General features: G+C 35.8%; 22 protein-coding genes. 1 reads left to right on the plus strand and 21 read right to left on the minus strand.

The genetic code is table 11. The annotated features are described in order from the left end of the window. Position 1: 1 nt before the first annotated feature. The 15 genes from A8B79_RS13610 to A8B79_RS13680 form a co-directional block, all read right to left on the minus strand. Positions 2-439, minus strand: coding sequence for a YhcH/YjgK/YiaL family protein (locus tag A8B79_RS13610; RefSeq protein ID WP_066223710.1), 438 nt, complete (start codon positions 437-439; stop codon positions 2-4). Continuing rightward, positions 439-1,236, minus strand: a complete 798-nt coding sequence (locus A8B79_RS13615; RefSeq protein WP_066223711.1) for a cytidylyltransferase domain-containing protein — start codon at positions 1,234-1,236, stop codon at positions 439-441. The genes A8B79_RS13610 and A8B79_RS13615 overlap by 1 nt, the downstream gene beginning before the upstream one ends. 3 nt (positions 1,237-1,239) lie before the next feature. Beyond that, the gene (locus A8B79_RS13620) at positions 1,240-2,292 is read right to left on the minus strand and encodes an N-acetylneuraminate synthase family protein (protein WP_066223713.1); all 1,053 of its coding nucleotides are present in this window, start codon (positions 2,290-2,292) and stop codon (positions 1,240-1,242) included. A 1-nt stretch (position 2,293) separates the two neighbouring features. After that, a complete protein-coding gene (locus A8B79_RS13625) occupies positions 2,294-3,340 on the minus strand; it encodes a nucleotidyltransferase family protein (protein ID WP_066223714.1) in 1,047 nt (348 codons plus the stop codon). Continuing rightward, complete coding sequence (gene neuC / locus A8B79_RS13630) at positions 3,327-4,454, minus strand: UDP-N-acetylglucosamine 2-epimerase (protein WP_201118616.1); 1,128 nt, start codon at positions 4,452-4,454, stop codon at positions 3,327-3,329. The genes A8B79_RS13625 and neuC overlap by 14 nt, the downstream gene beginning before the upstream one ends. After that, entirely contained in the window at positions 4,436-5,464 is a 1,029-nt protein-coding gene (gene neuB / locus A8B79_RS13635; RefSeq protein ID WP_066223717.1) for an N-acetylneuraminate synthase, read from the minus strand. The genes neuC and neuB overlap by 19 nt, the downstream gene beginning before the upstream one ends. Continuing rightward, entirely contained in the window at positions 5,461-6,078 is a 618-nt protein-coding gene (locus tag A8B79_RS13640) for an acetyltransferase (protein ID WP_066223719.1), read from the minus strand. The genes neuB and A8B79_RS13640 overlap by 4 nt, the downstream gene beginning before the upstream one ends. Next, on the minus strand, positions 6,071-7,222 hold the full coding sequence (locus tag A8B79_RS13645; RefSeq protein ID WP_066223721.1) for a LegC family aminotransferase: 1,152 nt from the start codon (positions 7,220-7,222) through the stop codon (positions 6,071-6,073). The genes A8B79_RS13640 and A8B79_RS13645 overlap by 8 nt, the downstream gene beginning before the upstream one ends. After that, the gene (locus A8B79_RS13650; protein WP_201118618.1) at positions 7,222-8,409 is read right to left on the minus strand and encodes a UDP-N-acetylglucosamine 4,6-dehydratase; all 1,188 of its coding nucleotides are present in this window, start codon (positions 8,407-8,409) and stop codon (positions 7,222-7,224) included. The genes A8B79_RS13645 and A8B79_RS13650 overlap by 1 nt, the downstream gene beginning before the upstream one ends. A gap of 4 nt (positions 8,410-8,413) precedes the next feature. Further along, positions 8,414-9,562: a GDP-mannose 4,6-dehydratase gene (gene gmd, locus A8B79_RS13655; RefSeq protein ID WP_066223725.1), complete on the minus strand. Its 1,149-nt coding sequence runs from the start codon at positions 9,560-9,562 to the stop codon at positions 8,414-8,416. A gap of 364 nt (positions 9,563-9,926) precedes the next feature. Then, positions 9,927-10,889, minus strand: coding sequence for a GDP-L-fucose synthase family protein (locus A8B79_RS13660; protein WP_066223726.1), 963 nt, complete (start codon positions 10,887-10,889; stop codon positions 9,927-9,929). Positions 10,890-10,930: 41 nt separating this feature from the next. Then, on the minus strand, positions 10,931-11,902 hold the full coding sequence (locus tag A8B79_RS13665) for an SDR family oxidoreductase (RefSeq protein ID WP_066223728.1): 972 nt from the start codon (positions 11,900-11,902) through the stop codon (positions 10,931-10,933). 19 nt (positions 11,903-11,921) lie between these two features. Beyond that, on the minus strand, positions 11,922-13,211 hold the full coding sequence (locus A8B79_RS13670) for a nucleotide sugar dehydrogenase (protein ID WP_066223730.1): 1,290 nt from the start codon (positions 13,209-13,211) through the stop codon (positions 11,922-11,924). A 24-nt stretch (positions 13,212-13,235) separates the two neighbouring features. After that, positions 13,236-13,772 carry a hypothetical protein gene (locus tag A8B79_RS13675; RefSeq protein ID WP_066223732.1) on the minus strand — a complete coding sequence of 179 codons (537 nt, stop codon included), beginning with the start codon at positions 13,770-13,772 and terminating at the stop codon, positions 13,236-13,238. Positions 13,773-13,838: 66 nt separating this feature from the next. Then, positions 13,839-14,540, minus strand: a complete 702-nt coding sequence (locus A8B79_RS13680; protein ID WP_066223734.1) for a metallophosphoesterase family protein — start codon at positions 14,538-14,540, stop codon at positions 13,839-13,841. A gap of 135 nt (positions 14,541-14,675) precedes the next feature. On the opposite strand from A8B79_RS13680, the gene A8B79_RS13685 reads away from it, so the two are divergent. Continuing rightward, entirely contained in the window at positions 14,676-17,009 is a 2,334-nt protein-coding gene (locus tag A8B79_RS13685) for a GumC family protein (protein ID WP_066223736.1), read from the plus strand. A 1,408-nt stretch (positions 17,010-18,417) separates the two neighbouring features. Here the strand turns inward: A8B79_RS13685 and cysN are convergent. The 6 genes from cysN to A8B79_RS13720 all read right to left on the minus strand — a co-directional run bounded on the left by cysN (position 18,418) and on the right by A8B79_RS13720 (position 26,797). Further along, positions 18,418-20,304 carry a sulfate adenylyltransferase subunit CysN gene (gene cysN / locus A8B79_RS13695; RefSeq protein WP_066223740.1) on the minus strand — a complete coding sequence of 629 codons (1,887 nt, stop codon included), beginning with the start codon at positions 20,302-20,304 and terminating at the stop codon, positions 18,418-18,420. Between the two features lie 48 nt (positions 20,305-20,352). Beyond that, complete coding sequence (gene cysD / locus A8B79_RS13700) at positions 20,353-21,261, minus strand: sulfate adenylyltransferase subunit CysD (protein WP_066223742.1); 909 nt, start codon at positions 21,259-21,261, stop codon at positions 20,353-20,355. Between the two features lie 34 nt (positions 21,262-21,295). Then, on the minus strand, positions 21,296-22,069 hold the full coding sequence (gene cysQ / locus A8B79_RS13705) for a 3'(2'),5'-bisphosphate nucleotidase CysQ (protein ID WP_066223744.1): 774 nt from the start codon (positions 22,067-22,069) through the stop codon (positions 21,296-21,298). 12 nt (positions 22,070-22,081) lie between these two features. Next, the gene (locus tag A8B79_RS13710) at positions 22,082-23,851 is read right to left on the minus strand and encodes an SLC13 family permease (protein ID WP_066223746.1); all 1,770 of its coding nucleotides are present in this window, start codon (positions 23,849-23,851) and stop codon (positions 22,082-22,084) included. Positions 23,852-23,913: 62 nt separating this feature from the next. Then, a complete protein-coding gene (locus A8B79_RS13715) occupies positions 23,914-25,971 on the minus strand; it encodes a ComEA family DNA-binding protein (protein WP_066223748.1) in 2,058 nt (685 codons plus the stop codon). 1 nt (position 25,972) lies between these two features. Beyond that, on the minus strand, positions 25,973-26,797 hold the full coding sequence (locus A8B79_RS13720) for a hypothetical protein (protein WP_153038446.1): 825 nt from the start codon (positions 26,795-26,797) through the stop codon (positions 25,973-25,975). Positions 26,798-26,831: the final 34 nt, after the last annotated feature.

Below are 26,831 nucleotides of genomic sequence, written 5' to 3' on the forward strand. Positions count from 1 at the left end.
ATTACTTTTCAAGCATTGGAATTTTAAAAACAATTTTTTTAACAATCTGCGGCTGTTTAATTAAGCCTCCTGTAACATGGGCTTCATTTGTAAATAAAACAATAAAATTGCCCTTTCTTAAAATTAATTTTTCATCAACCGCCCCTTCAAAAAGTTGATAATCATCATTCTCCATGTACTCTGTAACGGGTTTTAGATTGGTCGTGTCCTGAATTCCAATATATTCTTCCCCCTCCAAAATATAATGTACATCAATGTACCTTTGGTGGTTTTCAAATTTTGATAAATCAAATTTTTTTGTCTCATATTCAAGGTGAATTGCCTTTATGGTATCAGGAAGAAGTTCTTCGTCCATGCCTGCATTAACCCATACTATAAGCTTATTAAATTCTCTACTGATTTTATATCTTTCTAAATCAGAAATTTGATCTTTAATCATTATTTATAATATCTAGCTTTGATTTCTTTGATATTGCTTAAGTTTCTAGAAAAGAAATTATCAATTCTTTGTACGACTTCCTTATCAAGAGCAAGTTGTGTTCTGTGTTTATGTATTTTTTCGAAATCAGGGTTTTCACTTAATACATTAATTACCTCATGATATGAAGGAACAGCTGAAGCAGGAAAAAGTGAATATATTTTCTCTATAAACTGATAATCTTCTAGATAATCTGTTGTAATCCTTAATTCTTGTCTATTATAATATTTCTCTACTTCAATTTTATGAGTATCAAATACTTCTGGTCTATTTATAAGTGTACCCCATATTTCAGTATCTACTTCTTTTTTAATCTCACAAATTGTCTTTAAAGCTTCAGGGCGTATACCATATACTGCACATCCTATTGGTAATCCTTCAATGTAAATAAAATCATTTTTTCCCTTTTTAGCCTGATCTACAACAAGGTTTGCGTGGTGAATACTAAATAATGGGTTCTCCCCCGTAATATTAATTATATATTCTAAACCATAAAATTCAGCGGCATCACTTAGTCTTTTAAGCACATCCATCTCACTACCCAGATAGTAGTAGATGTTATTTTTCTTTGCAACATCTACGAGTGTTTTATCTTGTGGATTGGTAGAAGTACAGAGTATAATCTCAGAAATATCAGTGACTTTTTTACATCTCTCTATCACTCTTTCAATTATACTTTTACCATTTAAATCCAAAAGTAATTTTAGAGGCAGTCGTGTTGATTTTAGACGAGCCGTAATAAGAAAGCCAATTTTCATGATTTATTTAATAAACTGTTCAAAATTATTTTTTATAAATTCAAACTTCACATTTGAATAATCTATAATTTCATCTTTTGCTATTTCCTTATTGGCTCTCAATCCGATCAACTTAGGTAAATCATTTTGCGACAAACTACTACTCTCATTTGTCCTTTTGAAGGCTATATTCTTAAGGGTAATAGTTTCATTTTCTTGAATATCTTCTTTGGCCACAATAGCTTTTTTCATGGGGCCGGTATTGCCATATTTTAATTCTGCATCTGACATTTGAAGAGGATCATCTCCAAAAGTCTTATAAGCTATAGAATGTAACTCCTTAATTCTTTTCATTTGTTCTAAACTAACTGCAGCCTGTGAATCAACCCTATCTTCACCAAAAGTGTGTGTAAAATGTTTCTCTAAAACATTAAAACCCATTGCCGCAGCAAAAGAACTTATTGATGGGTTATCTGAATCCGAAGGGTCACTATGGTCAGCATAACCTATCGGATAGGCAAATATTTCTTTGAGAATATTCATGCGGGATAATTTTACATCGGAAGGATGAGTTGGGTAATTTTGGAATCCATGCATCAAAAAAATGTCTTTTTGGTTGTGTGCTTCTAAATAATCAATGGCATACTTTATTTCTTCTATTGTTGAACCTCCTGTACCTAATATTACAGTCCCATGAAACTTTGAAGCCTCTTCGAGCAGGAAAACATCGTTGATCCCAGTTGCATGAATTTCAATAGCATTTATTTCTATATCTAATCTATTCACCCACTTTATACTTTTAACATCATTGCAAAGTAGTACTAAATCTAGTTGCTTAGAATAAGCATATTCGATTATCTCTTTCCATCCGCTTTCACTAAAACACCATTTCCTTATTGTTTCAATTACTTCATGGTTTTCTACCATATAATCATTTAATTCAAGTAACAAATGAAACTTGATTGCATCTAATTTTAGATTAAAGGAATGATCAATCAACTCTTTTAAAAACTCCTTATTACCCATATGGTGAAAAGCAGTTTCTCCAATTATATACGGTCTATTTTTTGGTATCATCTCAAAATTTTAAAGTCTTAATATCTTCTTGTGCTTTTTTATAATCATCAGGTTTTCCTATATCAAGCCAATATTCCGACATTGGATAAGATAATACCTTTTTTTTATCTGCAATAAGCCCTTCCATTAAATCTGTCGTATTAAAAAATAAATCCTTGGGTATTCTGTCAATTATCTCCCTTTTCATCAGGTAGATGCCTCCATTTGAATAATAAGTATAAGTAGGTTTTTCTTTAAAACTCATCACATGCCCGTTGGACGTTTCTAAAACTGCATAAGGAACATCCACTTTATATGGAATGGTTACTACCGCAAAGTCAGCTTCTTCTTCTTTAAATCGTAAAAAAAAGTTCTCGTAATCTAAGTTCGTGAGAATATCTGAATTGGTTACTAAGACATAATCATGAATGAAATTATCTATTTTGGATACCGAACCAATGGTACCTAAAGGTTCGTCTTCCCAGACGTATTCGATGTTTAAGTTTTTATGATTGCCATTACCAAAATATTCTTCGATTTGTTCTCCAAGGTAATTCACTGAAATCCAAAAATCGTCCATTCCGAAAAGAGACAACCGTTGAATGTTATGCTCCAGTATAGGTTTATCTCCAATTATCAACAAAGGCTTTGGGGTCTTTTCTGTTAATGGGCGTAACCGAGAGCCTTTTCCACCAGCCATAATAACTACATCTACCGGTAAATAGGATTTTAAATTCCCAAAATTTACTACATTAACAATGCGCCCATCTTTATCCAAAATTGGAATAACCTTAAAATTATTCTCCCTGTATTCTATTACTTTTTGAATATCTTGATCTCCCTTTCTAATGAATCTTGGTTTAGTTTGAATAATATCGTCTACCGGCTTTTCCAATTCTATTCCTCTTATAAGCCCTCTACGAACATCACCATCTGTCAAAGAGCCGATAAGCCTATTAGAATCATCAACTACAAACACAATAGCATCCTTAGCCAACTCGTCCAAAACATTTAGTGATTCTCTAATAGAAGTACCTGAAGGGATTAAGTGCTCTTTAAAATGACGCATAGTTATTCTTCAATATTTTAACAATTCTTTTTGCAGTGTTAGATTTCTTATAAATATTAGCTCCATTAAATGATCCCAGATGTTTCACTTCCTCAATGCTCTTTAATATTTCTTTAGAACTAAAAGAACAATCTACTACATTTGTACTCTTGGCTCGTCCTTTTTGCCTGTTTCCCACGTTTATTACATACTTCTCGAAAGAAGCCGCTTCTATGATACCACTTGAAGTATTACCTACTAAGAATTCTGAATACTTCATTGCATTGAAATAATAAGTTTTACCAAAGCTTTCAATACATAGAAGTTGTTCTGGGATTTCATTTTTCAATTCTTCAATAGCATTTCGAAATATCTTTCCATTCGTGTCTGCATTTGGCATCGTAATCACCAAAAAATATTCATTGCTCATTTCTTTCAATGCGGACTTCATTTCCAGTGCATACCTTTGGTTTTTATTGATATCTACCGTTTCAGGGTGAAAAGTTATCAAAACGAATGGGCCATAAGGGAGATTAAATTTATTTTTAAAATTTTCTTCCCCCATAAATTGGAATTCTTCAATACTATCTAAGCTAAGAGATCCTACATTATATATATGGTCTCTATTATTAATTATTGACTGGATTCTTTTTTTATAAGCTTCAGTTGAAGAGAAATGAATTTTTGAGGCTAGGGTAATTTGATGCCTGTAGATGTTATCAATGGCTCCTAGTGTCGTTTCTCCGCCATGCAAATGCACAAATTTCACTCCAAATGGGATACCCGCTTGTACCGCAGCTGACACTTCAAACCGATCACCCAAACAAAATACCAAATCAAATTTATTTATTGACCAATAATCAGAAAATTTTGTTGCTGTCAGCCCATAGGAAGTGCTTATTCCATTTGGATTGTCATTTAATAAAAGAGATTGAATGAGATCTATATTACTAAATCCTGTTTTTTTTATTTCAGAAATCGTTTCACCATGAAAGTGTGAACCGTGGGTACCAAAGGCAATGATCTTTATATCAAAAAACTCATCCTTTTCCATTTGCTTAAGTAACGGAAGGTAAATCCCAAAATCAGCTCTCGAACTTGTAAGAACTCCAATTTTCATTCCAATGAATCCCATGTAAGAATTTCCATTGTTTCATATGGTCTATTCACAGCCTTACCAATAATATCTTTCCACTTCATCGGAGAGATTCCATTACCTGGTCGAAGTGGTATAATATCTTCTTCTTTAAGAATTTCCCCTGCTTCAATAGCACGATTAGTGTGAATACTTTTTCTGGCAACCTGTTTATTTTCGGCTTCACTTGGGCTAGGTTCTTTTTTTCCGTTACCAGAAATTGCCTTCTCAGTATTTCTAATTGCTGTAACCATATCCCTAAGCTCTCCTGGTTCTAATGAGGCCCGGTGATCAGGTCCCGGTAAATTACGATCAAGCGTGAAGTGTTTTTCTATGATTTTCGCTCCCAATGCAACCGCTGCTACAGGGACCTCAATTCCTAATGTATGATCAGAATATCCAACCTGTACCTTAAACCGTTCTGCGATTGAATTCATAGCTTTCAAATTAACATCTTGCATTGGTGTTGGGTACTCTGTATTACAATGTAACACCGTGATATCGTTTTTTGTCAAACCATAATCGGTTAATACCTTTAATGCAGACTCAATCTCTTGCATATCAGCCATACCTGTTGAAAGAACCACAGGTTTTCCAGTTTCAGCTAAACACTTAAGATATGGATAATTAGTAATTTCTCCAGACGGGCTTTTAAAAAAAGGAAGAGCAAATTGATTCAAAAAATCTATCCCCTCGACATCAAAAGCTGTAGATAAAAACTGGATTTCTCTTTTTTGGCATTCATTTATCAATGTTTGATGATCTTTCTCACTAAGCTCAAGAGACTTCAGCATGTTATACTGACTATCATCTTCATTATCAATATTCTTAGATTGATATTTTGCCTTTTTAGCAGCTTTACTAACAATCTTATCTGCTCTAAATGTTTGGAATTTTACAATATCCACACCTGCTTTTGAAGCTACATCAATAAGCTCAATAGCCTTGTCTATATCACCATTGTGATTAACTCCGGCTTCAGCAATTATAAGCACTCTATCAAAATTCATATTATTCGACCTGGATTACCCACAATTTTACTTCCATTCTGAACATTATCTAAAACAACTGCAGCCGCTCCGACTATTACGTCACTTCCAATCTCAACCCCTTCTTTAACAACAGCATTCGCACCAATAAATGATCGATCTCCTACTTTCACATTGCCTGCCAATACTGCACCTGGAGCAACATGTACACTGTTGCCTATTTTACATTCGTGTTCAATAATGACTCCAGTATTCAAAATTACAGCTTTTCCAATTTTAACCATTGGGTTAATTGAAGTACCAGCCGCAACAAAAGTCCCTGCCCCAAATTCTACTTTAGAACCAACATTCGAAGATGGGTGAATAACTGTTAATAATGACTCCCTTTTTAAAGTCAATAACTCGGTAATTCCTTCTCTAATTTTATTGTCACCAATTCCCAGAACAAATTCGAAACCGTTATCCCAACCTTCAAAATTTGAATTACCCTCAAACCCAATATATTCAAGCTTAAATGGATTTTTGGCTTGCTTATGTTTTTCGGTATAACCAAAAATCTCAAAACCTGCTTTCTCTGCAGCGTCAAGTACGACAAATGAATGTCCTGAATATCCAATGATTACTTGCTTACTCATTAATAATCACACTACTTGGAATATTTACGATTCGACCTTCTAAATACTCTGCATTTTTTTGTGTATCACGAAAACAATGTGCATACATAGGCAATTTGTGCATCAACTGCCAAATTGGTCGAGTCATGACACCTTTTTTATTTGTTTGATTGAGAAACAGATCCCGCTCTTTTCGGTCATTTAGTTCTACACACATTAACCAATAATTTGCTTTGGTATCTGGATTCTCAGTTCTGAATTGAATCCCTTTTTCTTCAAAAAATGACTCATATCTTTCGGCCAGTTTTCTTTTATTTTCTATAAATGAGTTTAATTGTTCCAATTGGGCACATATCAAAGCTGCATTCAAGTTTGGCATTCTGTAATTGTGACCAACTTCATCATGTATATATTCGTACTTGTGATTTTTTTTCGCAGTAGTTGTAAGGTGTTTAGCAAAATCTCCTGATTGTTTATCATTCGTTACAATTGCTCCTCCCCCTCCTGCAGTTACAATCTTGTTACCATTAAAAGAATAAATTCCAAACTGTCCAAAACTGCCGGTTGGTTTACCATGGTAGTTTGAACCAATAGATTCAGCAGCATCTTCTACCACTGGAATATTCCATTTATCACAAACTTCAAGAAGTTCATTCAAATGTACCGGAAATCCAAAAGTATGCATTGGCAAACATGCCGAAATTTTGCGGCCTGTTCTATTATTATAACAACCTTCCTCCCTTAGTTCCCCATACTCTTCAAGAAATGACTCTACCGCTTTAGGAGACAGCCCCATTGTGTCCACATCTACATCCAAAAAAACAGGTTTAGCATTATTATAAGCAATAGCATTAGCGGTGGCAACGAAAGTAAGTGCTTGCGTTATTACTTCATCACTTTCCTTAACCCCAGCCAAGCGAAGTGCAACTTGAAGTGCCGCTGTCCCATTAACTACAGCTACAGCTCTTTTCGTTTGAGATATTTCAGCCATCATCTCTTCAAACTTATCTACATAAGCCCCTACCGAGGAAACAAAAGTAGACTCTATTGTTTCCAAGACATACTTCTTTTCGTTGCCCAGAAAACGAGGCTCGTGTAGTGGGATGAAATCAGTTGTTTTATACTGCTCCTGAACAAATTCTATAAATTTCTCTACTTGATTCATTACATCTTAGAATCTAAATATTTACCAGTCTCCTTATGATCAAAACCAGAAAGCAGATCATGAAAAAGATTTACCAAATCAGCTTTTGTCCAATTAAGACTTTCCTTCATACTTTGAACTTTTTTTAAGAAATATTCCAGTTTTTCTTCTTCAAAACTGAGAGCACTTTTAACAATTCCCAAATTTTTAAACCTTTCTAAATCAAGTCTTTCACCTTCTACAAAAAACTCCTCAAAATCTTTTTCACCAGTAGTATCACTCTTTGTGAACAAACAAGGCCATTTTCCTTCTTGCGGTAAAACATCAACCAATTCCCTAGCTTCATCTTCACTAGAACACAAATAAGCTTCATACCCCCTCATATCCAAATATTTAACAGCAATTTCGGAAAAAGTGATTAAATGTAGGTCTTCACTTAATTTTGGAAAAAAAATATCCCGATTATCTCCCAATAAGCAGGACATCAAACACAATTCCCCTGATTCTTGCGGGGTGACGAAATAGCGTTTAATATCATTTGGAGCAACTACAGGCTGTTTTTTTTGGATACGCTGGTTAAAGCTATGCAAGAGCGAACCGTCGGAAAAAGCAACATTCGCAAATCGGGCAGTAGAAATATCAATACTCTGACTTTCTCGCATCAGAAAAAGCTCCATAATTCGTTTAGAAGCACCCATCATATTTACAGGATTAGCCGCTTTATCCGTTGAAACGCAAAAATATTTCTTAGTTCCTTTATCTCTAGCCTGCTGTATGGTTTTAATCGTATTCAAAATATTTACCTCCACCATTCTCATAAGGGTAAAAGGATCTTTTTCACTTCTTACATGTTTCAATGCTGACAAATTTAATACGTAATCATATTGCCCATCAGCTTTTATAAAAGCATCGTATTCGAACGAACCAGCATCAAGTGCAAAGGTTTTAAATTCACCATTTATATACCCTAATGAACTCCGAAGATCGCGAACCAATTCTACCATGTTATTTTCACTAATATCAACAACATGCAATTTTTTTGGGTTTCTTTTGAATATTTCCTTTGTAACTGCTTGTCCAATCGAACCAGCTCCACCAATTACTAAAAATGTCGAATTAGATACTTGCTCATTCAATTCTTTTTCCTTGACAGAAATATCACTTTTAAACAGTTCTTTTTTTCTACCGATAAGGTTTATAACATCCATAATCCTATTCAGCTTGTTTTAAAATTTTATGTCCCGCCTCTTTAAGATCTAAGTCTTTTCTAAATAGCTTTACATCTGCTTTCATCATGTCTTTCAATAGAGCTTGCAAATCGTACTTGGGTTCCCAATTTAGTTTTTCTTTAGCTTTCGACGAGTCTCCAATTAACAGTTCTACCTCTGTTGGACGAAAATAACGAGGATCTACTTCAATTACTTTTTTTCCTACTTTCAAGTTCGAGTCATTAAATTTTAGAGCTGTTGAAGACTCATACTTTTTTTCATCAATAAAGTCAATGACCCCTGTTTCTTCAATCCCTTCACCTTCAAAGCGTAAATGAATACCTACTTCGGTAAAAGCCAAGGTTATAAAATCACGCACTTTTGTTGTTACTCCAGTGGCAATTACAAAATCTTCTGGTTTTTCCTGCTGCAGGATACGCCACATAGCATCCACATAATCTTTAGCATGCCCCCAATCTCGCTTGGCATCCATATTTCCAATGTACATTTTATCCTGCAACCCTAAAGCAATTTTTGCTGCAGCTCTTGTAATTTTACGAGTTACAAAAGTCTCTCCACGTAATGGCGATTCATGATTGAACAAGATGCCATTACATGCAAACATATCATAGGCTTCGCGATAATTTACAGTAATCCAGTAGGCGTACATTTTTGCAACTGCATAAGGTGATCGTGGGTAAAATGGTGTTTTTTCCGATTGAGGAACCTCTTGAACTAAACCATATAACTCAGAAGTGGACGCCTGATAAATTCTTGTTTTACTTTCCATTCCAAGTAATCTAACAGCTTCTAAAATCCTCAACGTACCTATCCCATCAGCATTTGCAGTGTATTCTGGTGTATCAAAACTAACCTTTACATGGCTCATAGCTGCTAAGTTATAAATCTCATCAGGTTCACATTCTTTAATAATTCGAGTCAAATTCATAGAATCGGTCATATCACCATAATGCAAAAACAATCTTTGGTTCTCAACATGTGGATCTTGATAAAGATGGTCTATACGATCAGTATTGAACAACGAGGCCCTTCTTTTTATCCCATGTACTGTATACCCCTTTTCTAATAATAATTCAGCTAGATAGGCACCGTCTTGCCCCGTAATCCCTGTTATTAGTGCGACTTTATTCATTTATTATTACTTATTATTTTAGTCTTTTTGAAATAAATTATGGAGTTTAATAAACGCTGTTGTTACGTTCTCTAAATCTGCTTTAATTCACAATATATTTAATCAGAACAACTGATTTAATTTTACTACACCAAGTTACAGATATTAAAAATGTAGATATTTTAAATCTTTATAGCTCCCTACGATCAGACTACCGAATATTAAGTCATATCGATTTTTATGATCATATTACCTTTGAGATCAAATTAAATTATTTGGGAAAGTTGATCTTAATTTATCTTATATAGCTTAACGGTGAAGCCATATGGTTTTACTCCCATAAACTTTAAGATCCAAATCTATATTCTGTTTTAACTCAAACTCCTCAATTACCTATTTTTACTTCCTTTAGTATTTTCTGGTTTTCTAAAAACCAGCCATATGTAGTCTCAATACCTTTCTTCAGACTTATTTTCGCTTTCCAACCAAGTTCATTAATACGAGAAACATTCATTAATTTTCTTGGTGTCCCATCGGGTTTGGAAACATCCCATTCAATAATTCCCTTATGACCGATTACTCCCTGAATAGTTTCTGCAAGTTCTTTAATCATTAAATCTTTTCCAGTTCCCACATTAATCAGATCGTGATCTAATTTGCCCTCATATTCCATTATAAACCGTACTGATTCTGCTAAATCGCTTGTATGAAGAAATTCACGCTTAGGAGAACCACTACCCCATAAAGATACCGGTGTATGCCCAGCTTGTTTAGCTTCATGGAACTTACGCATCATTGCAGGCAAAACATGAGATGTTTCTAAATTAAAATTGTCCCGTGGACCATATAAATTAGTCGGCATCAAAGATATATAATTTCTTCCATATTCCTTGTTTAAAGCCTGACACATCTTAACTCCCGTGATCTTAGCTATAGCATACCATTCATTTGTAGGTTCTAAAGATCCCGTAAGCAAGTAATCTTCTTTTAATGGCTGAGAAGCCATTTTAGGATAAATACAAGAACTTCCCAAAAAGATTAAATCCTGAACATTATTTTGATGAGCCGCGTTAATTAAATTAGCCTCAATCATCAAGTTTTCATATAAGAATTCCCAAGGATACTCACTATTTGCCAATATTCCCCCAACACGAGCAGCGGCAATAATAACCACTTCGGGCCTATTTTCATTAACAAAATTATTGCAGCCCTCCTGATTTGTAAGATCTAGTTCATTGCTCGTAGCAGTAATTATATTGTTATATCCATTAAACTTTAAATTCTCAACAATAGATGAACCCACCATCCCTCTGTGCCCTGCAATAAATATTTTTGAATCCTTATTCATCGATCTATTTCCAATAACATGTTTTGTTATATAATATTTGATTACTCATTCGTAAAAAGCTTATACCAATTATAAACTTTTTCTAATCCTTCAATGAATGAAACTTCAGGGTTATAATTTAAATGCTCAATAATTTTTGATATATCTGCTTCAGAATGTAAAACATCACCTGGGCGAGTTGGTCCATAGATAGGTTGAATATCTTTACCGCTAATGGCCTGTAATGCATAAACCAATTCATTTAAAGAAATTCTTTCGTTGCAAGCTACATTATATATTTCATTTAATGATTTTTCGTTCTTAGTAAATAAAGCTAAGTCATTGGCCTGAATAGCGTTATTTACATATGTAAAATCACGGCTATGGTTCCCTTTTCCGTTAATAGTTGGAGATTTACCATCAATAAATGCTTGACAAAAAATTGGAATAACCGCAGCATATGGGTTACTAGGGTTTTGTTTGGGGCCAAAAACATTGAAATATCGTAAACCTACAAAATTTAGTCCGTAAGTTTTGTGAAATACATCTGCAAATTGTTCAATTGATAATTTTGTAACCGCATAGGGGCTAAGTGGGTTTCCGATTTTATTTTCCACTTTAGGTAAACTAGGGTGGTCACCATAAGTACTTGAACTGCATGCCAAAACAATTCTATCTATATTATTCTCTACAGCAGCATGCAAAATATTAACTGTACCTAAAATATTAACTTCTGCAGAACGCATTGGGTTTTCTATAGATCTAGGTACTGAACCAAGCGCTGCCTGGTGTGTAATTTTATCTATACCTTTTGTCGCGTCTAAGCAAGTTTCATAACTACAGATGTCACCTTTAACAAATTCGAACTTTGGATGTCTTTCAAATTCTTTTAAGTTCTCGTAGTAACCGCTTGAAAGGTCGTCTAATATCCTTACCAAAGCTATGCGCTCATCTTTCAGAAAATATTCAACCAGATTAGAACCAATAAAACCCGCACCACCTGTTATTAATAAATTAATTTCTTTTTCTTTCATATAATTTCTCAGGCAGGTACTATAGTCGCTTATCCACTTTACTTTTATCTAAAAAGCTTTTTACATCATAAACCACACAATTTTTATTTTTTTCAATTTGAAGATTTCTAAATTTTTCGTGAGATACGGCTAAAATAATAGCCGAATATTTCTTAAAATTCTGAAGATCATCACTGTTTAATAAACTTATACCATACTCTTCTTTCACTTCTTCAGGGTCAGCCCAAGGATCCAAAACTTCGACATTTGTATCATAACTTTTTAATTCATTGTAAATATCAATAGCTCTTGTATTTCTAATATCCGGACAGTTTTCTTTAAACGTAATACCTAGCATAAGAATATTTGACCCAATCACTTTGAGGTCCTTCCGCATCATACATTTTATTACTTCGGTTGCTACATGTTTACCCATACTATCATTTATTCTTCTTCCGGCAAGTATTATTTCCGGATGATATCCCACCTCTTGAGCTTTTTGAGCTAAATAATAAGGATCTACTCCAATGCAATGTCCACCAACTAGACCGGGTCGGAAAGGCAGGAAATTCCATTTTGTTCCTGCAGCCTCTAAAACGTCTTCGGTATCAATTTCGAGTAAATTAAATATCTTAGATAATTCATTCACAAAAGCAATATTAATATCTCTTTGCGAATTCTCTATAACTTTTGCTGCTTCGGCAACTTTAATACTTGGAGCTAGATGAGTTCCAGCAGTTATAATTGACTTATATAAATCGTCAACAAACTGGCCTGATTCAGGAGTTGAACCCGAAGTCACTTTCAAAATCTTGGTTAAAGTATGTTCCTTATCCCCCGGATTAATTCTCTCAGGACTATATCCTACTGTAAAATCTTTATTAAATTTTAATCTGGATATTTTTTCAAGAACGGGAATACAATCATCTTCTGTTACCCCAGGATATACAGTAGATTCATAAATAACCACATCTCCTTTTTTAAGTATTTTACCTACGGTTTCACTTGCCTTAACCAAAGGAGTTAGCACAGGACGGTTATGCTTATCGGTAGGAGTAGGAACAGTTATGATATATACGTTGCAATTCTCTAAACCTTTAGCATCGCATACAACCTTTAACCCTTTTTCATTAATATTGGAGTTTAATACTGATTTCAAATCATCATCAAGTACTTCTAACGTACGATCATGACCATTGTTTAATTCACTTACTCTATTTTTATTGATATCGAAACCAACAGTTGAGAATTTTTTTGCGAATTCTACAGCAAGTGGTAACCCGACATAGCCTAAGCCAATAATACCAATTCTAGCTCTTTCTATATTCAATTTTTTGAATCCTTAAATTCTATTTTAATTGCCATTTAATCTATCCAATAGTATAATAGTGGATGCAACAGCAGATACTGTTGATGCAAACACTCCTAAATAATCTCTGAATGAAGGACGTCTTTTTACCCTAACAGTAACAGTTTGATTATTCTTTAATTTAAATTCCCTCAACCCTTTCGGAAAAGGCTCTTCGAATCTATATTTAAACTTGCTAATAGTTTGAGTACCACTTTCGGGATCAAAGTCTTGAATGTTTATCTCTACCCTCATTTTTGACCAATCTATCTGAGTTTGACCATCCCTTAATGTAATCGGCCCAAAACTATATGATAACAACTGAGTTAAATCGGTACCTTTAGGAATTAAATATCGTCCTGAACTACCTACATCCCCCCAAACATTAATAGAATCTGAAAGTTGTCCTGGCTCAGAAATTCGGATTACTCTCTCACCTATTCTAAACTGCTGAGATGCTGAATTCATTTGACTACTTTGTGCTTTTACTAACGAACTTGCTATCACAAACACCAAAAAAAGTGCAATTCCTATTTGTTTCACTATTGCTTAATTATAATTAATCTTTACGGTGGGCAAAAATATGTATTTATTTATTGAAATTTTATTTTAATATCGTAATAATCTATGCGATTCACTTCTTGTAAATCCCAGCTTACTCAATTTAGTTAAAACTCTTTCTGTATCATAAGCTACCCTATCAAATACAACTGACCATTTATCAGTATTTACCATACAGTAAGATGCTCTAAAATCTGCATCTCTCGATTGTCCAACACTTCCGGGATTTATAAGATATTTATATTTCTGGTTAAAAGTCGTGATTCCAATTTTATCAGAAACTGTTCCCGGCATATGAGTATGACCAACAAAGCAAAGCTGTTGTTCGACCTTTGATAATATTTTTCTAGCTTTGATAGCGCTATCTACATACATCCATTTTTCAGGATTTAAGGGCTCTGCATGTACAGCTAACCACTCCTGATTCTCTAAAACAAGTGGCAGACTTCTTAGCCATTGCATTTGTTTCGTATTCAGCATTTCACTTGTCATCTCAATTAGCCGTCTGTTAGGTGACTTAAAGTGTTTAAGACTCAATTTCCCACATACACCAGCATCGTGATTCCCTAAAACAGTAGACATACCTCTGTTTTTAATAAGATCTAAACACTCTGAAGGGTATGGACCGTAGCCTACAACATCGCCTAAGCATAAATATATATCGGGTTTATATTCATTAATTTTTTTCAATACAGCTTCCAGCGCCGGTAAATTACCATGAACATCAGAAATAACTGCTATCAATGCCATACATGTCTATTCTATTTTTGATTTACAAGTTTAAAAATTAAGACTATTTAATGGTATTTAATAATAGTAATCAGGAATACTTTCTTTATATTTGTATTATTATTCAAAATTCAAGTTCAAATTAAGATTCATTAGATGCATTATAATGGAAATTCTCATAATAGTTCAAACTCTATTCTTTCATCACATACAAACCAACAAAATTCTGATGATGATCAAGAAATCGATCTATTAAAAGTATTTAATGTTCTTTTTTTATACAAGTGGACTCTAATTTCAATAACTGGTCTTGTTACTATATTATCAGCCATTTACGCTTCGATGCAGATACCTATTTATGAAAGTAAAGGTACGATTATTATAAGCGAGAGCAAGAACAGGTATTCTTATGCAGGAGCTGGAATTGAAAATTTATTAACTAGTACTTATGGAATTGGAGTTGGTAGCACTATTGCCAATGAATTGCAAATTATGCAATCAAGACAACTAAGTTTAAATTTAGCAAAGCGTATCAACGATATAGAATTTGATGAACACGGGCGAAAGTTTCCGATTCTTTGGAAAAATTATCCTGAAGATTCAACTTCTATAGATATTGAAAGTATAGCTTCAAGATTTAGATCTAATATTAGTTTTGAAAAAAAGGACCCTAATGCTGACATTGTAGAAATTTCTTATACAAGCCCACTACCTACCGAAGCTGCTACCATCATTAACTTAACTATGAATACCTACTCTGCTCTTTCTACTGACCAGAATAGAAACATGGCTGTATCTGCCCTTGACTTTTTAAGTGATGAAAGATCTAGATTGAAGGAGGAACTTATTTCTACTGAAGATTCTCTCCAGTTATTTATGAATAGAACTATGCTGGTTGCCTTAGATCCTCAATCTGAAAAATTGGTTTCTTCAATTGCCAGTATAGAAGTTGAAAAACAAAACCTTGAAGTAGAATTGGTAGCCGTAAATTCTGGTATTGAACAATATAAAAATCAATTAAATGAAATAAAGCCTGGCCTCGCGAACCAGTATTCGGAAGCAATTGGACCTATTATAGAGCGCTATCAATATGCACTTGCAGAGCTTGAGACAAATAAATTGCTATTACTAACAAAGAACCCGGATATTTCAGAAAATAATCCAGAAATCGTAAGAATTGATAGGCAGATCGAGCAAGTAAAGAAACAGATTAAGGATCGCACTAATGCTTTACTGACTTCAGAATCAGACCTTTACCTGAGCTTTATTGGCTCTGGTGAAGAAACTGTGACACAGAGAATTGCAGAGATTACAAAAACTCTTTTGGAGCTAGAGGTCAAGAGAACTCAACTTCAAACACAAGGAGATGTCATTAATGATAGATATCAAAAAACAAATACTAGGTTCGAAAAACTTCCTGATGAAATTATCCAACTTGCTCGACTAAAAAGAAATGTTCGTGTAACAGAAGAAATGTATCTACAAGTTTCTGCTCAATTTGCTGAAATGAGCTTATGGGAAAAGACGCAGTTTGGATTAGGTCGTCCTTTAGATTATGCCATTCCTACAAAAGCGCCAATTAAACCAAAGAAAAAAATCATTATTCTAGCTGGGTTTTTACTTGGAGGAGTTCTTGCTACAGGTTGTGTTTTAGTTTTAGAAATGATGAATGATCGCATTACTTCTACGGACGTACTTAGAGATTTTAATAAGCCGGTTTTAGGAGCAATTCCTGACTTCTCCGTTGTAGGAGAATTTAATCCGAATGAGAGACAATATATTGGTGATAAATCCATATCAAATCAACTAGTCACTTTCTTTGATCATATTTCACCTATATCCGAAGCTTACCGTAGACTGAGAATTAATGTTGTATATGCAAACCCAGATAAAGAATATAAAATATTGATGGTATCTAGTGCTACCAAAGGGGAAGGTAAAAGCACAGTAGCGGCAAATCTGGCTGTAACTTTTACGGGATCTGAGAAGAAAGTACTTATTATAGATCTAGATTTACGACGACCTACACAACACAAAATCTTTGGTGAAAACAAAGAACCGGGACTTTCTGATGCATTGTTTGATGCTTCAATAGATGTACGCCTTAGTACAGTAGCTCCTAATGTTGATTTAATTACGGTAGGGCATAAAACCCCGGAACCGGCTTCTGTACTAGACAGTAAACGACTCAAACAACTCATTGATAAATACAAAGCTGAATACGATCATATTATTCTGGACACTGCGCCCTATGGAATTATATCAGATTCGGCTTCATTGCTTCGTCTGATTGATGGCTTAATTGTAGTTTCAAGATTCAATGTAACTACAAAAAGAGAGTTAAAGTTTACACTTGAAGGTCTGGAGCATTTGAATGCGGATGTTCTTGGTATCGTTCTTAATGCTTTTGATCCTAAAAAGAGCACTGATTACTATACCAACTACAATTACTATAAGCGTACATATTCTGAATATTATAAGTACAGGTAAATAGGGGGGCGCTTCGCAGCTCCTTACTGTATATTTATCCATCTGTCTTCCACTTCAACAAAGGGAAGATATCGTTGGTCAGATCTAGAATTAGTACGGAGAACCTCCAACCACAAGATTCTTCAGATTCTGCAATTTATTATTCGGTCAATTATTAAATCGCTGCGGATTAAAATCCTGGCTGGTTTATATAATCAAATCTAAATCATCACCAAGATTCATTATTAAGTTCATCAGAGAGGACTTCAGTCCGAACAGTTTATGCATTGGAGAGAGGTTTTATACATATCATACTCCTTAGAATGGACGGAGTTGTTGATGAGGAAAACCCATTCCTGTCCCTTCCCATCGATGTGGGAAGGTGACGTCTTAACAAAATCAGATTTAGTTTCTCGGTTAGTCTAAAGCATTGATAAGCCAGTTATTCAGAATCAAACCTAAAAACCCGTCATCCTGAACTTTTTTCAGGATCTTACACAATGGCTATATTATTTCATTTGTCGTGAATAGTTTTTGTTCATTTTTATTGAAGCTATCTACGAATTTGGTCCTCACAAAGATCCCGAGATAAATTCGGGATTGTAGAAGTTAGATAATTCACTTACAAAAATTGACTTGTTTATAATTCTGACTATTTCTTAAAAAGCTTCCAACTACACCGACCTTTAGAATTATTGGCGGAGCAAGAACGTAATGAAATCGACGGCTCCGGAGAAGCAATCATTACACTCAGGCTGATTCTTGAATATGTATCATACGAAAGGAGACCTTTTGTAATGATTAGTCGATGTAATGGAGTTCGCGTTACTAATTCTTGTCGGGAGCTTTTGGTACTGGAGCCTGTGCTGAGGAAGCTCAGTATCGGCCAAAAGTACATGATCGTTTATAAACTACTCGATGGATATTAGAAACCAGGAGATAAATTCCTAGTTATCTAACCAACAAAATTCTTCTCCAGTTCACCAGTAAGGACTTTAGTCCGCACTACATCGTTGATTGCACAGCTTAAATAAAATTAAAGCCCCGACCCCCACAAAGATCCCGAAACAAGTTCGGGATGACCCTAACTGTTTTACTGTTCAAAAAACTGTCAACGAATTATCTGACATCTATAAGGATGAGCTTAAATTGAATTAAAGTAGAAAAGATCTCCTCTGTCTCCCTGTCTACCGACAAAGGCAGGCTCCTTCAACAAGGGGCGGACTCGTTAATAAAATTTAGAATCAACTCAAGAATTCCCCCTCCTTAACCAAGGAGGGGCGAGCTGCCTCGAACAGAAAATGTAGCAATGGAACGGGGAGGTCCGTGTAATCTGCGTTCCTGTATTCAGCGAACCTCTTTCTTCTAAAAAATATCTATCCGACAGGTTGTCCGTCAGCTGGATAATTTAATAAGGAATACCAAACTTTTAAGAGAGAATTTTCATGCATTCTTCAACAGCTTCATCAACAGATAATTTTTCTGTATCGATCAATAGCGTCGGATTTTCAGGAATTTCATAGTCTGCATCATATCCTGTAAGCCCTATGATCTCTCCTTCTTTTGCTTTCTTATATAAACCTTTAGGATCTCTGTCCTGAGCTTTTTCAGAACTGCAGTCAACATGAATTACCTGAAACTCTCCTTCAGGAAATAGTGTCTTTAGATCCTCACGATCTTCGTTGAAAGGAGATACGAATGTGCAGAGTACAATATTACCGTGCTCGTAGAATAAGCGTGCAACTTCACCAACTCGTCTAATATTTTCTCTTCTATCAGAAGCACTGAATCCAAGATCTCCATTTAAACCATGTCGTACCTGATCTCCATCCAATAACACTGTTTTCTTACCATCATCCCATAACTTCTTTTCAAGAGCTTTTGCGATGGTACTTTTCCCGGAACCTGAAATACCTGTAAACCAAAGTAATTTGGCTTTATGACCATTTCGTTCTTCTCGTTCTTCTCTTGGAATATTCCAAGGCTCCCAAACTACATTCGGTGATTTTTGTCTTATAGATGCCCTACTCTTTTCTCCATCTGTAGTTGATCCCGCCCTGATCATCCCTGCACCTACTGTAACGTTAGTTGCAGGATCGATAATAATGAAGCTTCCTGTTCTCTGATTTATTTGATACGGATCAAAGAAAATGGGTTTACTGGCTTGTATCTTTACTCTTCCTATCTCATTCAGGTCAAGCTTATTCGTATCTTCACGGCTTAAACTATCTACATTTATGCGATAAAGGATATCGTCAATAAATACCTTCGCAGTTTGTGTAGTTTGTTGTATCAAGTATTGTTTACCGGGCTCTAAAGACTTCTCGTTCATCCAACATAAATAAGCCTCGAAGTTGTTTCGAATAGTTGGAACGTTATTTTTCCTAACTATCATATCGCCACGGCTGATATCAATTTCGTCTTCCATGGTTAAAGTCACAGAGTCACCTGTAAAGGCTGCCTCCAAATTACCATCACGTGTAACAATTTCTTTAACTTTTGTGGAAAGCCCTGAAGGTAAAATTGTAACTTCATCTCCGGGACGGACATGACCTGACGATACCTGACCTGCAAAACCTCTGAAATTTTGATTAGGACGAATTACATATTGAACAGGTAATCGAAAATCCACAACATTTTTTGCTGCATCTACTTTCACCGTTTCTAAATGATGAAGTAAGGTGGAGCCTTTATACCAATCCGTTCTGTCTCCTTTTTCAACTACATTATCTCCTTTCAGAGCTGAAATTGGGATATAGGATATGTCAGTAACATTTAATTTTTTGGCGAAATTTCTGAAATCAGCTACGATCTCGTCAAAAACTTTTTCATCGTAGTCAACCAGATCCATTTTATTTACTGCAACTACAAGATGCGGGATTCTCAATAATGATGAAATAAAAGCATGTCTTCTGGACTGAGTCAACAACCCTTTTGAAGCGTCTACAAGAATGATTGCCAAATCTGCTGTTGAAGCACCGGTCACCATATTTCGGGTGTATTGTGTGTGCCCCGGAGTATCGGCAATAATAAACTTACGCTTTGGTGTAGCAAAATATCTGTATGCAACGTCAATTGTTATCTTTTGCTCTCTTTCTGCTTTAAGCCCATCCGTCAGCAATGCAAGATTTACTTCCTCTTCTCCACTGCTTTTGCTCGACTTTTCAATGGCTTCCATCTGGTCCTGAAAAATGGACTTCGAATCGTAAAGAAGCCTTCCTATCAATGTGCTTTTCCCATCATCTACGCTTCCTGCTGTTGTAAACCTAAGCAGATCCATATTTAAGTAAGCGTTTTCTTCAATCTGTTGACTCATCCTGTTGTATAAAGTGTTTTTAAATTTATCTGGTTCGATTGACGGATGTTAGAAATAGCCTTGACGCTTTCTGTCTTCCATAGCCGTTTCACTACGCTTATCATCATGACGTGTGCCCCTTTCTGTTTCTCTGGCAGATGCAACTTCCTGAATAATTTCTTCAAGGTCTGAAGCTTCTGATAATACAGCTCCAGTGCATGTAGCATCTCCAATTGTTCTAAAGCGTACTGTTTTAGTTACCAGTTTTTCCTCATCCATTCGGTTCACGAATTCAGTATCCGCCAACCAAACTCCTCGTCTGTCAAATACTTTCCGGTCATGAGCGAAGTAAAGAGAAGGTATATCGATATTTTCTTGTGCTATATATTGCCACACATCCATTTCTGTCCAATTACTAAGAGGGAAAACGCGGAAATTTTCACCCTGACTTTTACGTCCGTTATATAAGTTCCAAAGTTCCGGGCGTTGATTCTTTGGATCCCACTGACCAAATACATCACGATGAGAAAAGAAGCGTTCTTTGGCTCTGGCTTTTTCTTCATCTCTTCTTCCTCCACCTAAAGCTGCATCTACTTGATGTTTCTTTAGTGTATCCAGAAGTGTTACGGTTTGCAGGGCATTTCTACTGGCATCAGGACCTGTTTCTTCCTCAACTTTCCCCTCATCTATAGACTCCTGTACACTTCCAACTATCAGATCAACATCATACTTTTTTACCAGCTTGTCTCTGAATTCGATCGTTTCCTTAAAATTATGTCCTGTATCTACATGCATTAATGGAAAAGGAATACGACCCGGGTGAAATGCCTTCAAGGCTAAATGAAACATTACAATAGAATCTTTCCCTCCGGAAAATAATAACACAGGTCGCTCAAATTGTGCAGCAACCTCTCTCATTATGTATATACCTTCGTTTTCTAATTGCTTAAGATGTGAAGTGTTATTTAATTCACTCATGATATTTAAATCAATTTTTTTGAGTTGCAGACTACTATAGTTCTTCTGCGTTTATATTTTCATTTAATCCTAATAAGAAATAAGGATTTTTAAAATTTTCTTTATTGTAAGATAAAGGAGATGGTTTCTCCCCTTCTGCAATCGAATATCTATACACTGCGTCTGCAGCTGCAGTATCCCACTCCATGGTTGGCCCAAGCCTCGGATATAAATCCGCTTTTCCTTCAGCCACTAAACAAAATTTAAGTGAGCTTCCGGACGGAACTTCTTCTGAAACTTCGATCCCTATCTTTTCTAATTTCCTTTTAGTAGAATCATCGCCATGTGATCTGCTTACAACTATTCTGGCTTTTTCTGATTTATCGTATGGCAATGTATTCAATTGTACAGGGCTTTTATCACTTTCTTGTTTAAATGAACCAGAACTTCTATCTCCGTAATAAAGGGTGTCAAAAGCAGGAACATATACCACACCAAGCATTGGTTTATCCTGAACTATCAGCGCTATATTAACTGTAAACTCACCATTTTTTTTTATGAATTCTTTAGTTCCATCCAGAGGATCTACTAACCAGAATCTGTCCCACTTTTTTCTCTCATCGAAATCAGGGATTCCGGACTCTTCAGAAATAATCGGTATTTCAGGGGTTAGCTTTTTCAGCTCATTTACAATATGGTGATGCGCGGCAAGGTCGGCTTTAGTAAGAGGTGAGTCATCAGATTTGGATTTTACTTCAATTTCTTCATCATAATATTTTAAAATCTCCTGACCTGCTTCTTTTGCAATTTCTATGATATGTTCAATCATTAGGTAGTTTATTTAAAAGCTCCAAATTAGAGGAATTAAAGTTACAGTTATTATTCCCACTACTAAATTTAATGGTATTCCGATTTTAATGTAATCAGTATATCTGTACCCGCCCGGACCGTACACCATTAAATTAGTTTGATACCCTATGGGCGTTGAAAAACTTGCTGAAGCCCCCATAATAATTGCAATTGCAAATGGGATAAAATCCAGTTGCATTTCGGTTGCTAATGATAATGCAATTGGAAAGATTAATACCGCTGCAGCATTATTGGTAATCATTTCTGTTAACAGCCAAGTAGATACATATGTAAGAGCTAACGCTAATAACGGATTAGTCCCCGCAAAACTCAACAGTCCTTCTGCAAAAACAAAAGCCGCTCCTGTATTTTGTAATGCTGCTCCTAGTCCAAGAGAAGATGCTATTGCTAATAAAACTCTCCAATCTATATTTTCCAATGCCGTTGAATATTTCGTGCAATTAAACACAATCATTGCAACAGCTGCTAAAAATGAAGCTTGTAACATCGTAAGAACTCCAAAACCAGCTAAACCAACCATTCCAAACAGAACTAATGATGCCCTCCATGCTCCTTCAAAAGTTAATGGAGTTGAATCTTCAACGGGACTTATCAGGTAAAAATCATTGGAATTTCTGAATCGTTTCATAAATTTAGGGTGAGCTTCTAGCAATAAAGTATCGCCCTGTCTTAAGCTTATATTTCCTATTTTTTTAGAAACTCTTTCTCCTCTTCTTGAAACCGCTAAAACCACAGCATCATACCGATCTCTGAACCCTCCTTCTTTAATCGTCCGGCCAACAATTGGGTTACCCGGAGAGACCACTGCTTCAACAAGTTGTCTCTCCCGTCTTGGGGAATCTAGTTTAAAAACCTGATCAGTAGCTAATTTTAAACCTGCGAATTCCTGAATATCAATAATAGAGTTAACCATTCCTGTAAAGATTAACCGATCATTGGTTTTTAGTTTTTCGTGAGGAGCAACAGCCGGAATAGATCTTCCATCACGGATAATTTCCGCTAGAAACAAACTGGGAAGGTTACGCAGTCCTGCTTCTTCAATGGTTTTTGAAACGATCGTACTATCTTTTTCAACAATCATTTCGATGGTGTATTCTCGGGTATTCTTAAAACTTTCGATACTTGAACTTCGGTTGGGAAGCAATTTATCTCCAAAAATCAACAAATAGATAAAACCCGCAATTGCACATGGAACCCCGATCAAAGCAGGTTCAAATAATCCTAAAGATCGAGTTGTAGCCTCTTCAATTAGCAATCCATTCAGAATAAGGTTCGTACTTGTTCCGATTAGTGTACATGTTCCCCCTAAAATTGCAGCATAGCTTAGAGGAATCAATACCTTAGATACCGGAATACCCGTTCTCCTACTCCACTTTTCTAAGGCCGGAATAAAAGAAGCTACAATAGGAGTGTTGTTAAAAAACGCACTCATCACCATTACAGGGCTCATAATCCTTAGCTGAGAAGCCCTCACTGTAGAAGCATTTCCCATGACTTTCTGAACTACATATTGAATTGCTCCGGTTTCTTTTAATCCCGCAGCAACTACATACAGCGCTGCCACCGTGAGCATTCCTTCATTCGAGAAACCATCAAGTGCCAGAGGGGTGGGAACGATTCCGGTGATCACTAACAGTGCTAACCCACCAAAAAGGATCAGATCAGCTGATATCTTGGTAGAAATTAACATAACCAAACAAAAAATTAATACCGAAACTACCGCCCAAGCTTCAAAAGTCATATTTGCAGTGCTTTAAATTTTGCCAAGAATAACAGTAAACCGATCGGTAATCAATCTCTTAATCAAAACTTCACTCTGGCCTGTATTCCAAAATCACTGTTTTTGTTTCCTTGAATTTCGTTTAAACCACTGCTGACAAAGTTTTCGTTTTCAAAAACGGATAACGAATACTTAAACCATATCTCTAGAAAATCATTGGGTTCGTAGTTCAGAACAAAATATACTCTTTGACCTTGACCAGATAGCGCTGTATTTGAGAGTACATAGAGTAAATCATTCTCAAACTGAAATACACGGGAATCAAAACTATCGGTATCGAAAACAGTTACTCTGGCATCGATCTGAAGTTTACTTGATGCCTGAACTCTGATGTCCTGATACAAAAGCATTCCATATTCTTTGTCTTCATTGGCTCCCTGACTTTCTACCAATTCTATTCTCGATCTCAGCCTTACACTTCTGCTTAACTGATATTCAATTTGTGTTCGAATACTGGATCTTCGCTGTTCACCAATAAATTCTTCCACAACTCCACGTTCGTTTATTTCTGTAAATGTATCATCTTTAGTTTCTGACCTGATAAGTACATATCCATTTAGATCTGAATTTAAATCCACCTCCATCAATCCAAGTACATCAAACCCTTGGCTCGATTGATCAATTCCTAATCTTGGAGCATCAAACCTGTATTGGTCTACATAAGCTGAAAGTGAAACTTTGTCATTTAACCCATGCCTGATTCCGATATAAAACCCTTCTTCATTTTGAGGATCGGATGAACTTTCGCCAAACCCATCTCCCATAAAAGATTGAAAATCCCGACCATAATTTCGATATGCCATAGTAAAATCCGTTGAAAAGCCAATCGGACTTTCTATCCCAATAATTCCTCCTCTTCCACCATTATGGCTTTGTCCTATCTCCCCAAAAGCCAATACATTCCCAATCAATCCACGGTAATCAAATCCTAAAACAGAGTTTTTACTTCCTTCAAAATCGTACAGACTCGATAGCCCATTTCCCCTGTCAATGTAGCTGCTGAATTCTGTGCGATATCCCGTAGCACCAAATAAACCTACCGGAGTATCTATTCTGATTCTGCCTCCGTATGTTTTTTGGTCAATATTATTCCTTCTATCTTTTTCATTTAAAGTTCTGTGAAAGCCCGACGAGGAAGGAAATCTGGTTGTATCTCCCTCAATAACAGATGCAGTACGCGGACGATCTGAATAAAAAAACGTAGTCTCGATCTTTTCACCATAAGTAGCCGCAATACCTCTAAAAAAATCTGTTTCCTGAGCCGAACCATACGCCCGGAGCCCACGTTCGTTTTTACTTGTTGTACCAACTACTTCCCTTCCTTTCCCAAAAGCACCTCCTGTCCATAAAACTAACCCTTGACCAAAATTCAGAGCATAATCCCCAATTACGAGGTCCTTTAATTTCCCGTTTTCTTTCAGAGCAATATGTCCGGAAGTGTAATCAAATCCTGTTGGTCCGTTCAGCGTTTCACCGGCGTCTTTTTCTTGTGTAAGATTTATGGATAAATGTCTGCTCGACATTCGAAATCGTTGGTAATATTTACCCTGACTTCCCAAATACCCTCCTGAAGAATCTGGGATTTCATAGCCTCTTTGATCATCTAGCTCCTGTTGATATCTGGTGATGTACTCAAATGAATTTCCATCCAACCAATAGTTCGGATTTGTATACAGATCACGAAATCGCGACGAAACTCCCCCAACTGTTATATAAGGTCTCATTCTGGTGTAGGTTGCTCTTCCAATTCCTGAAACTTTTAAAATGTCATCTTTCTCTACGAAGGGGTTTTTCTTTCGGTAATCAATTAATGCTCTTGCTAGTTTAAGATTGAAACCGGGAATCTGGAGAAGATCGTTTACAGATGCAGAATTTATGTTAACGGGATTTGCTGCCAATTCTTCGAGGAATTGAGCCAGTTGTTCTCCCGCAAGCTCACCTTCTTCAGTCTCCTGTTCTTCTAAGGCTTCTTCCAGCTGCTTTTCAATTTGAACCTTTGCAGAATCTTTGTCCTGGGAGTAGACCAAACTTGAACAACATCCGATTATGATCAGAAACACTATTTTTTTTAACCAACTCATTTCAGAAAAAGAAATTCAACCCTATTCCGGGACTAAATCCGAGCGTTTCGTGTCGCTGAAATACAAGGTTAGCTTCCCAGAGAGTTGCTTCATAACCCATTCCAAATGAATATGTATTTGGCTCGGTTGTTACTCCAACCCTTCCTTTTAGATTTTCTACAACTTTCACTTCTATTCCACCCCGATAGGCAACCGGGAACCTGACATCTTTTACAATATCAAAAAGGAATAATGCATTTTGATCGAGATCATAACTTAAACCAAGTGATAATTCTCTGGAAAGAGATTCTTCATTTGCTGCAAAATCATAGCTTGGTTGGTTTAAATTGGTGGCTTTTGCACCAAGCCAAAGTCCTTGTGTCAACATGGTTGTTATTCCTACATCTATCCCCAATGCGCCACCGGATCCATATGGAGAAGCTTGCGAAATATGATTGTAGTTTAATACAGCACCAAATTTTAAATTATTCCATGAATTTGCATATCCAAACCGAATTCTGGTTTCATTAAACAAGTCTCCTCCATACCTGTGAAATCCGAAAGCAGCAATACCATATGAGGTTGGGAAAGATCCGGATGCAGCAATATCTGTTAATTCAACGAATCCATAATTTCTTAAACTAAAAAAACTAACACTCTTTTTTTCATTGTTGATGGTAGCAGGGTTTGAAAAGATCGCCCAACTATTATTTTGTAAAGCTGTTGTAGCTTGTCCCAGAGCTAAGCCATCTGCACCCATGGTAAGTTGCGCCAGTCCCATTTTGGGTGTGCTAACAAAAATTAGAACAAAAGTAATTTTATATAGATATGTTCGTATTCGTATCATTGGGTGGTAATTGATATAATATGTTATATATAAA

It is taken from the genome of Balneola sp. EhC07 (assembly GCF_001650905.1).
GTDB lineage: Bacteria > Bacteroidota > Rhodothermia > Balneolales > Balneolaceae > Balneola.

Bases quoted from the DNA above. Each gene is read 5' to 3' on its own strand.
- neuB (WP_066223717.1), bottom strand. From the start codon at position 5,464: ATGAATTTTGATAGAGTGCTTATAATTGCTGAAGCCGGAGTTAATCAC.
- cysD (WP_066223742.1), bottom strand. From the start codon at position 21,261: ATGAGTGAATTAAATAACACTTCACATCTTAAGCAATTAGAAAACGAA.
- A8B79_RS13615 (WP_066223711.1), bottom strand. From the start codon at position 1,236: ATGAAAATTGGCTTTCTTATTACGGCTCGTCTAAAATCAACACGACTG.
- A8B79_RS13625 (WP_066223714.1), bottom strand. From the start codon at position 3,340: ATGCGTCATTTTAAAGAGCACTTAATCCCTTCAGGTACTTCTATTAGA.
- cysN (WP_066223740.1), bottom strand. From the start codon at position 20,304: ATGAGTCAACAGATTGAAGAAAACGCTTACTTAAATATGGATCTGCTT.
- A8B79_RS13680 (WP_066223734.1), bottom strand. From the start codon at position 14,540: ATGGCATTGATAGCAGTTATTTCTGATGTTCATGGTAATTTACCGGCG.
- A8B79_RS13640 (WP_066223719.1), bottom strand. From the start codon at position 6,078: ATGAGTAAGCAAGTAATCATTGGATATTCAGGACATTCATTTGTCGTA.
- cysQ (WP_066223744.1), bottom strand. From the start codon at position 22,069: ATGATTGAACATATCATAGAAATTGCAAAAGAAGCAGGTCAGGAGATT.
- A8B79_RS13685 (WP_066223736.1), top strand. From the start codon at position 14,676: ATGCATTATAATGGAAATTCTCATAATAGTTCAAACTCTATTCTTTCA.
- A8B79_RS13710 (WP_066223746.1), bottom strand. From the start codon at position 23,851: ATGACTTTTGAAGCTTGGGCGGTAGTTTCGGTATTAATTTTTTGTTTG.
- A8B79_RS13610 (WP_066223710.1), bottom strand. From the start codon at position 439: ATGATTAAAGATCAAATTTCTGATTTAGAAAGATATAAAATCAGTAGA.
- A8B79_RS13650 (WP_201118618.1), bottom strand. From the start codon at position 8,409: ATGGATGTTATAAACCTTATCGGTAGAAAAAAAGAACTGTTTAAAAGT.
- A8B79_RS13645 (WP_066223721.1), bottom strand. From the start codon at position 7,222: ATGAATCAAGTAGAGAAATTTATAGAATTTGTTCAGGAGCAGTATAAA.
- A8B79_RS13720 (WP_153038446.1), bottom strand. From the start codon at position 26,797: ATGATACGAATACGAACATATCTATATAAAATTACTTTTGTTCTAATT.
- A8B79_RS13665 (WP_066223728.1), bottom strand. From the start codon at position 11,902: ATGAAAGAAAAAGAAATTAATTTATTAATAACAGGTGGTGCGGGTTTT.
- gmd (WP_066223725.1), bottom strand. From the start codon at position 9,562: ATGAATAAAGTCGCACTAATAACAGGGATTACGGGGCAAGACGGTGCC.
- A8B79_RS13715 (WP_066223748.1), bottom strand. From the start codon at position 25,971: ATGAGTTGGTTAAAAAAAATAGTGTTTCTGATCATAATCGGATGTTGT.
- A8B79_RS13620 (WP_066223713.1), bottom strand. From the start codon at position 2,292: ATGATACCAAAAAATAGACCGTATATAATTGGAGAAACTGCTTTTCAC.
- neuC (WP_201118616.1), bottom strand. From the start codon at position 4,454: ATGGGATTCATTGGAATGAAAATTGGAGTTCTTACAAGTTCGAGAGCT.
- A8B79_RS13660 (WP_066223726.1), bottom strand. From the start codon at position 10,889: ATGAATAAGGATTCAAAAATATTTATTGCAGGGCACAGAGGGATGGTG.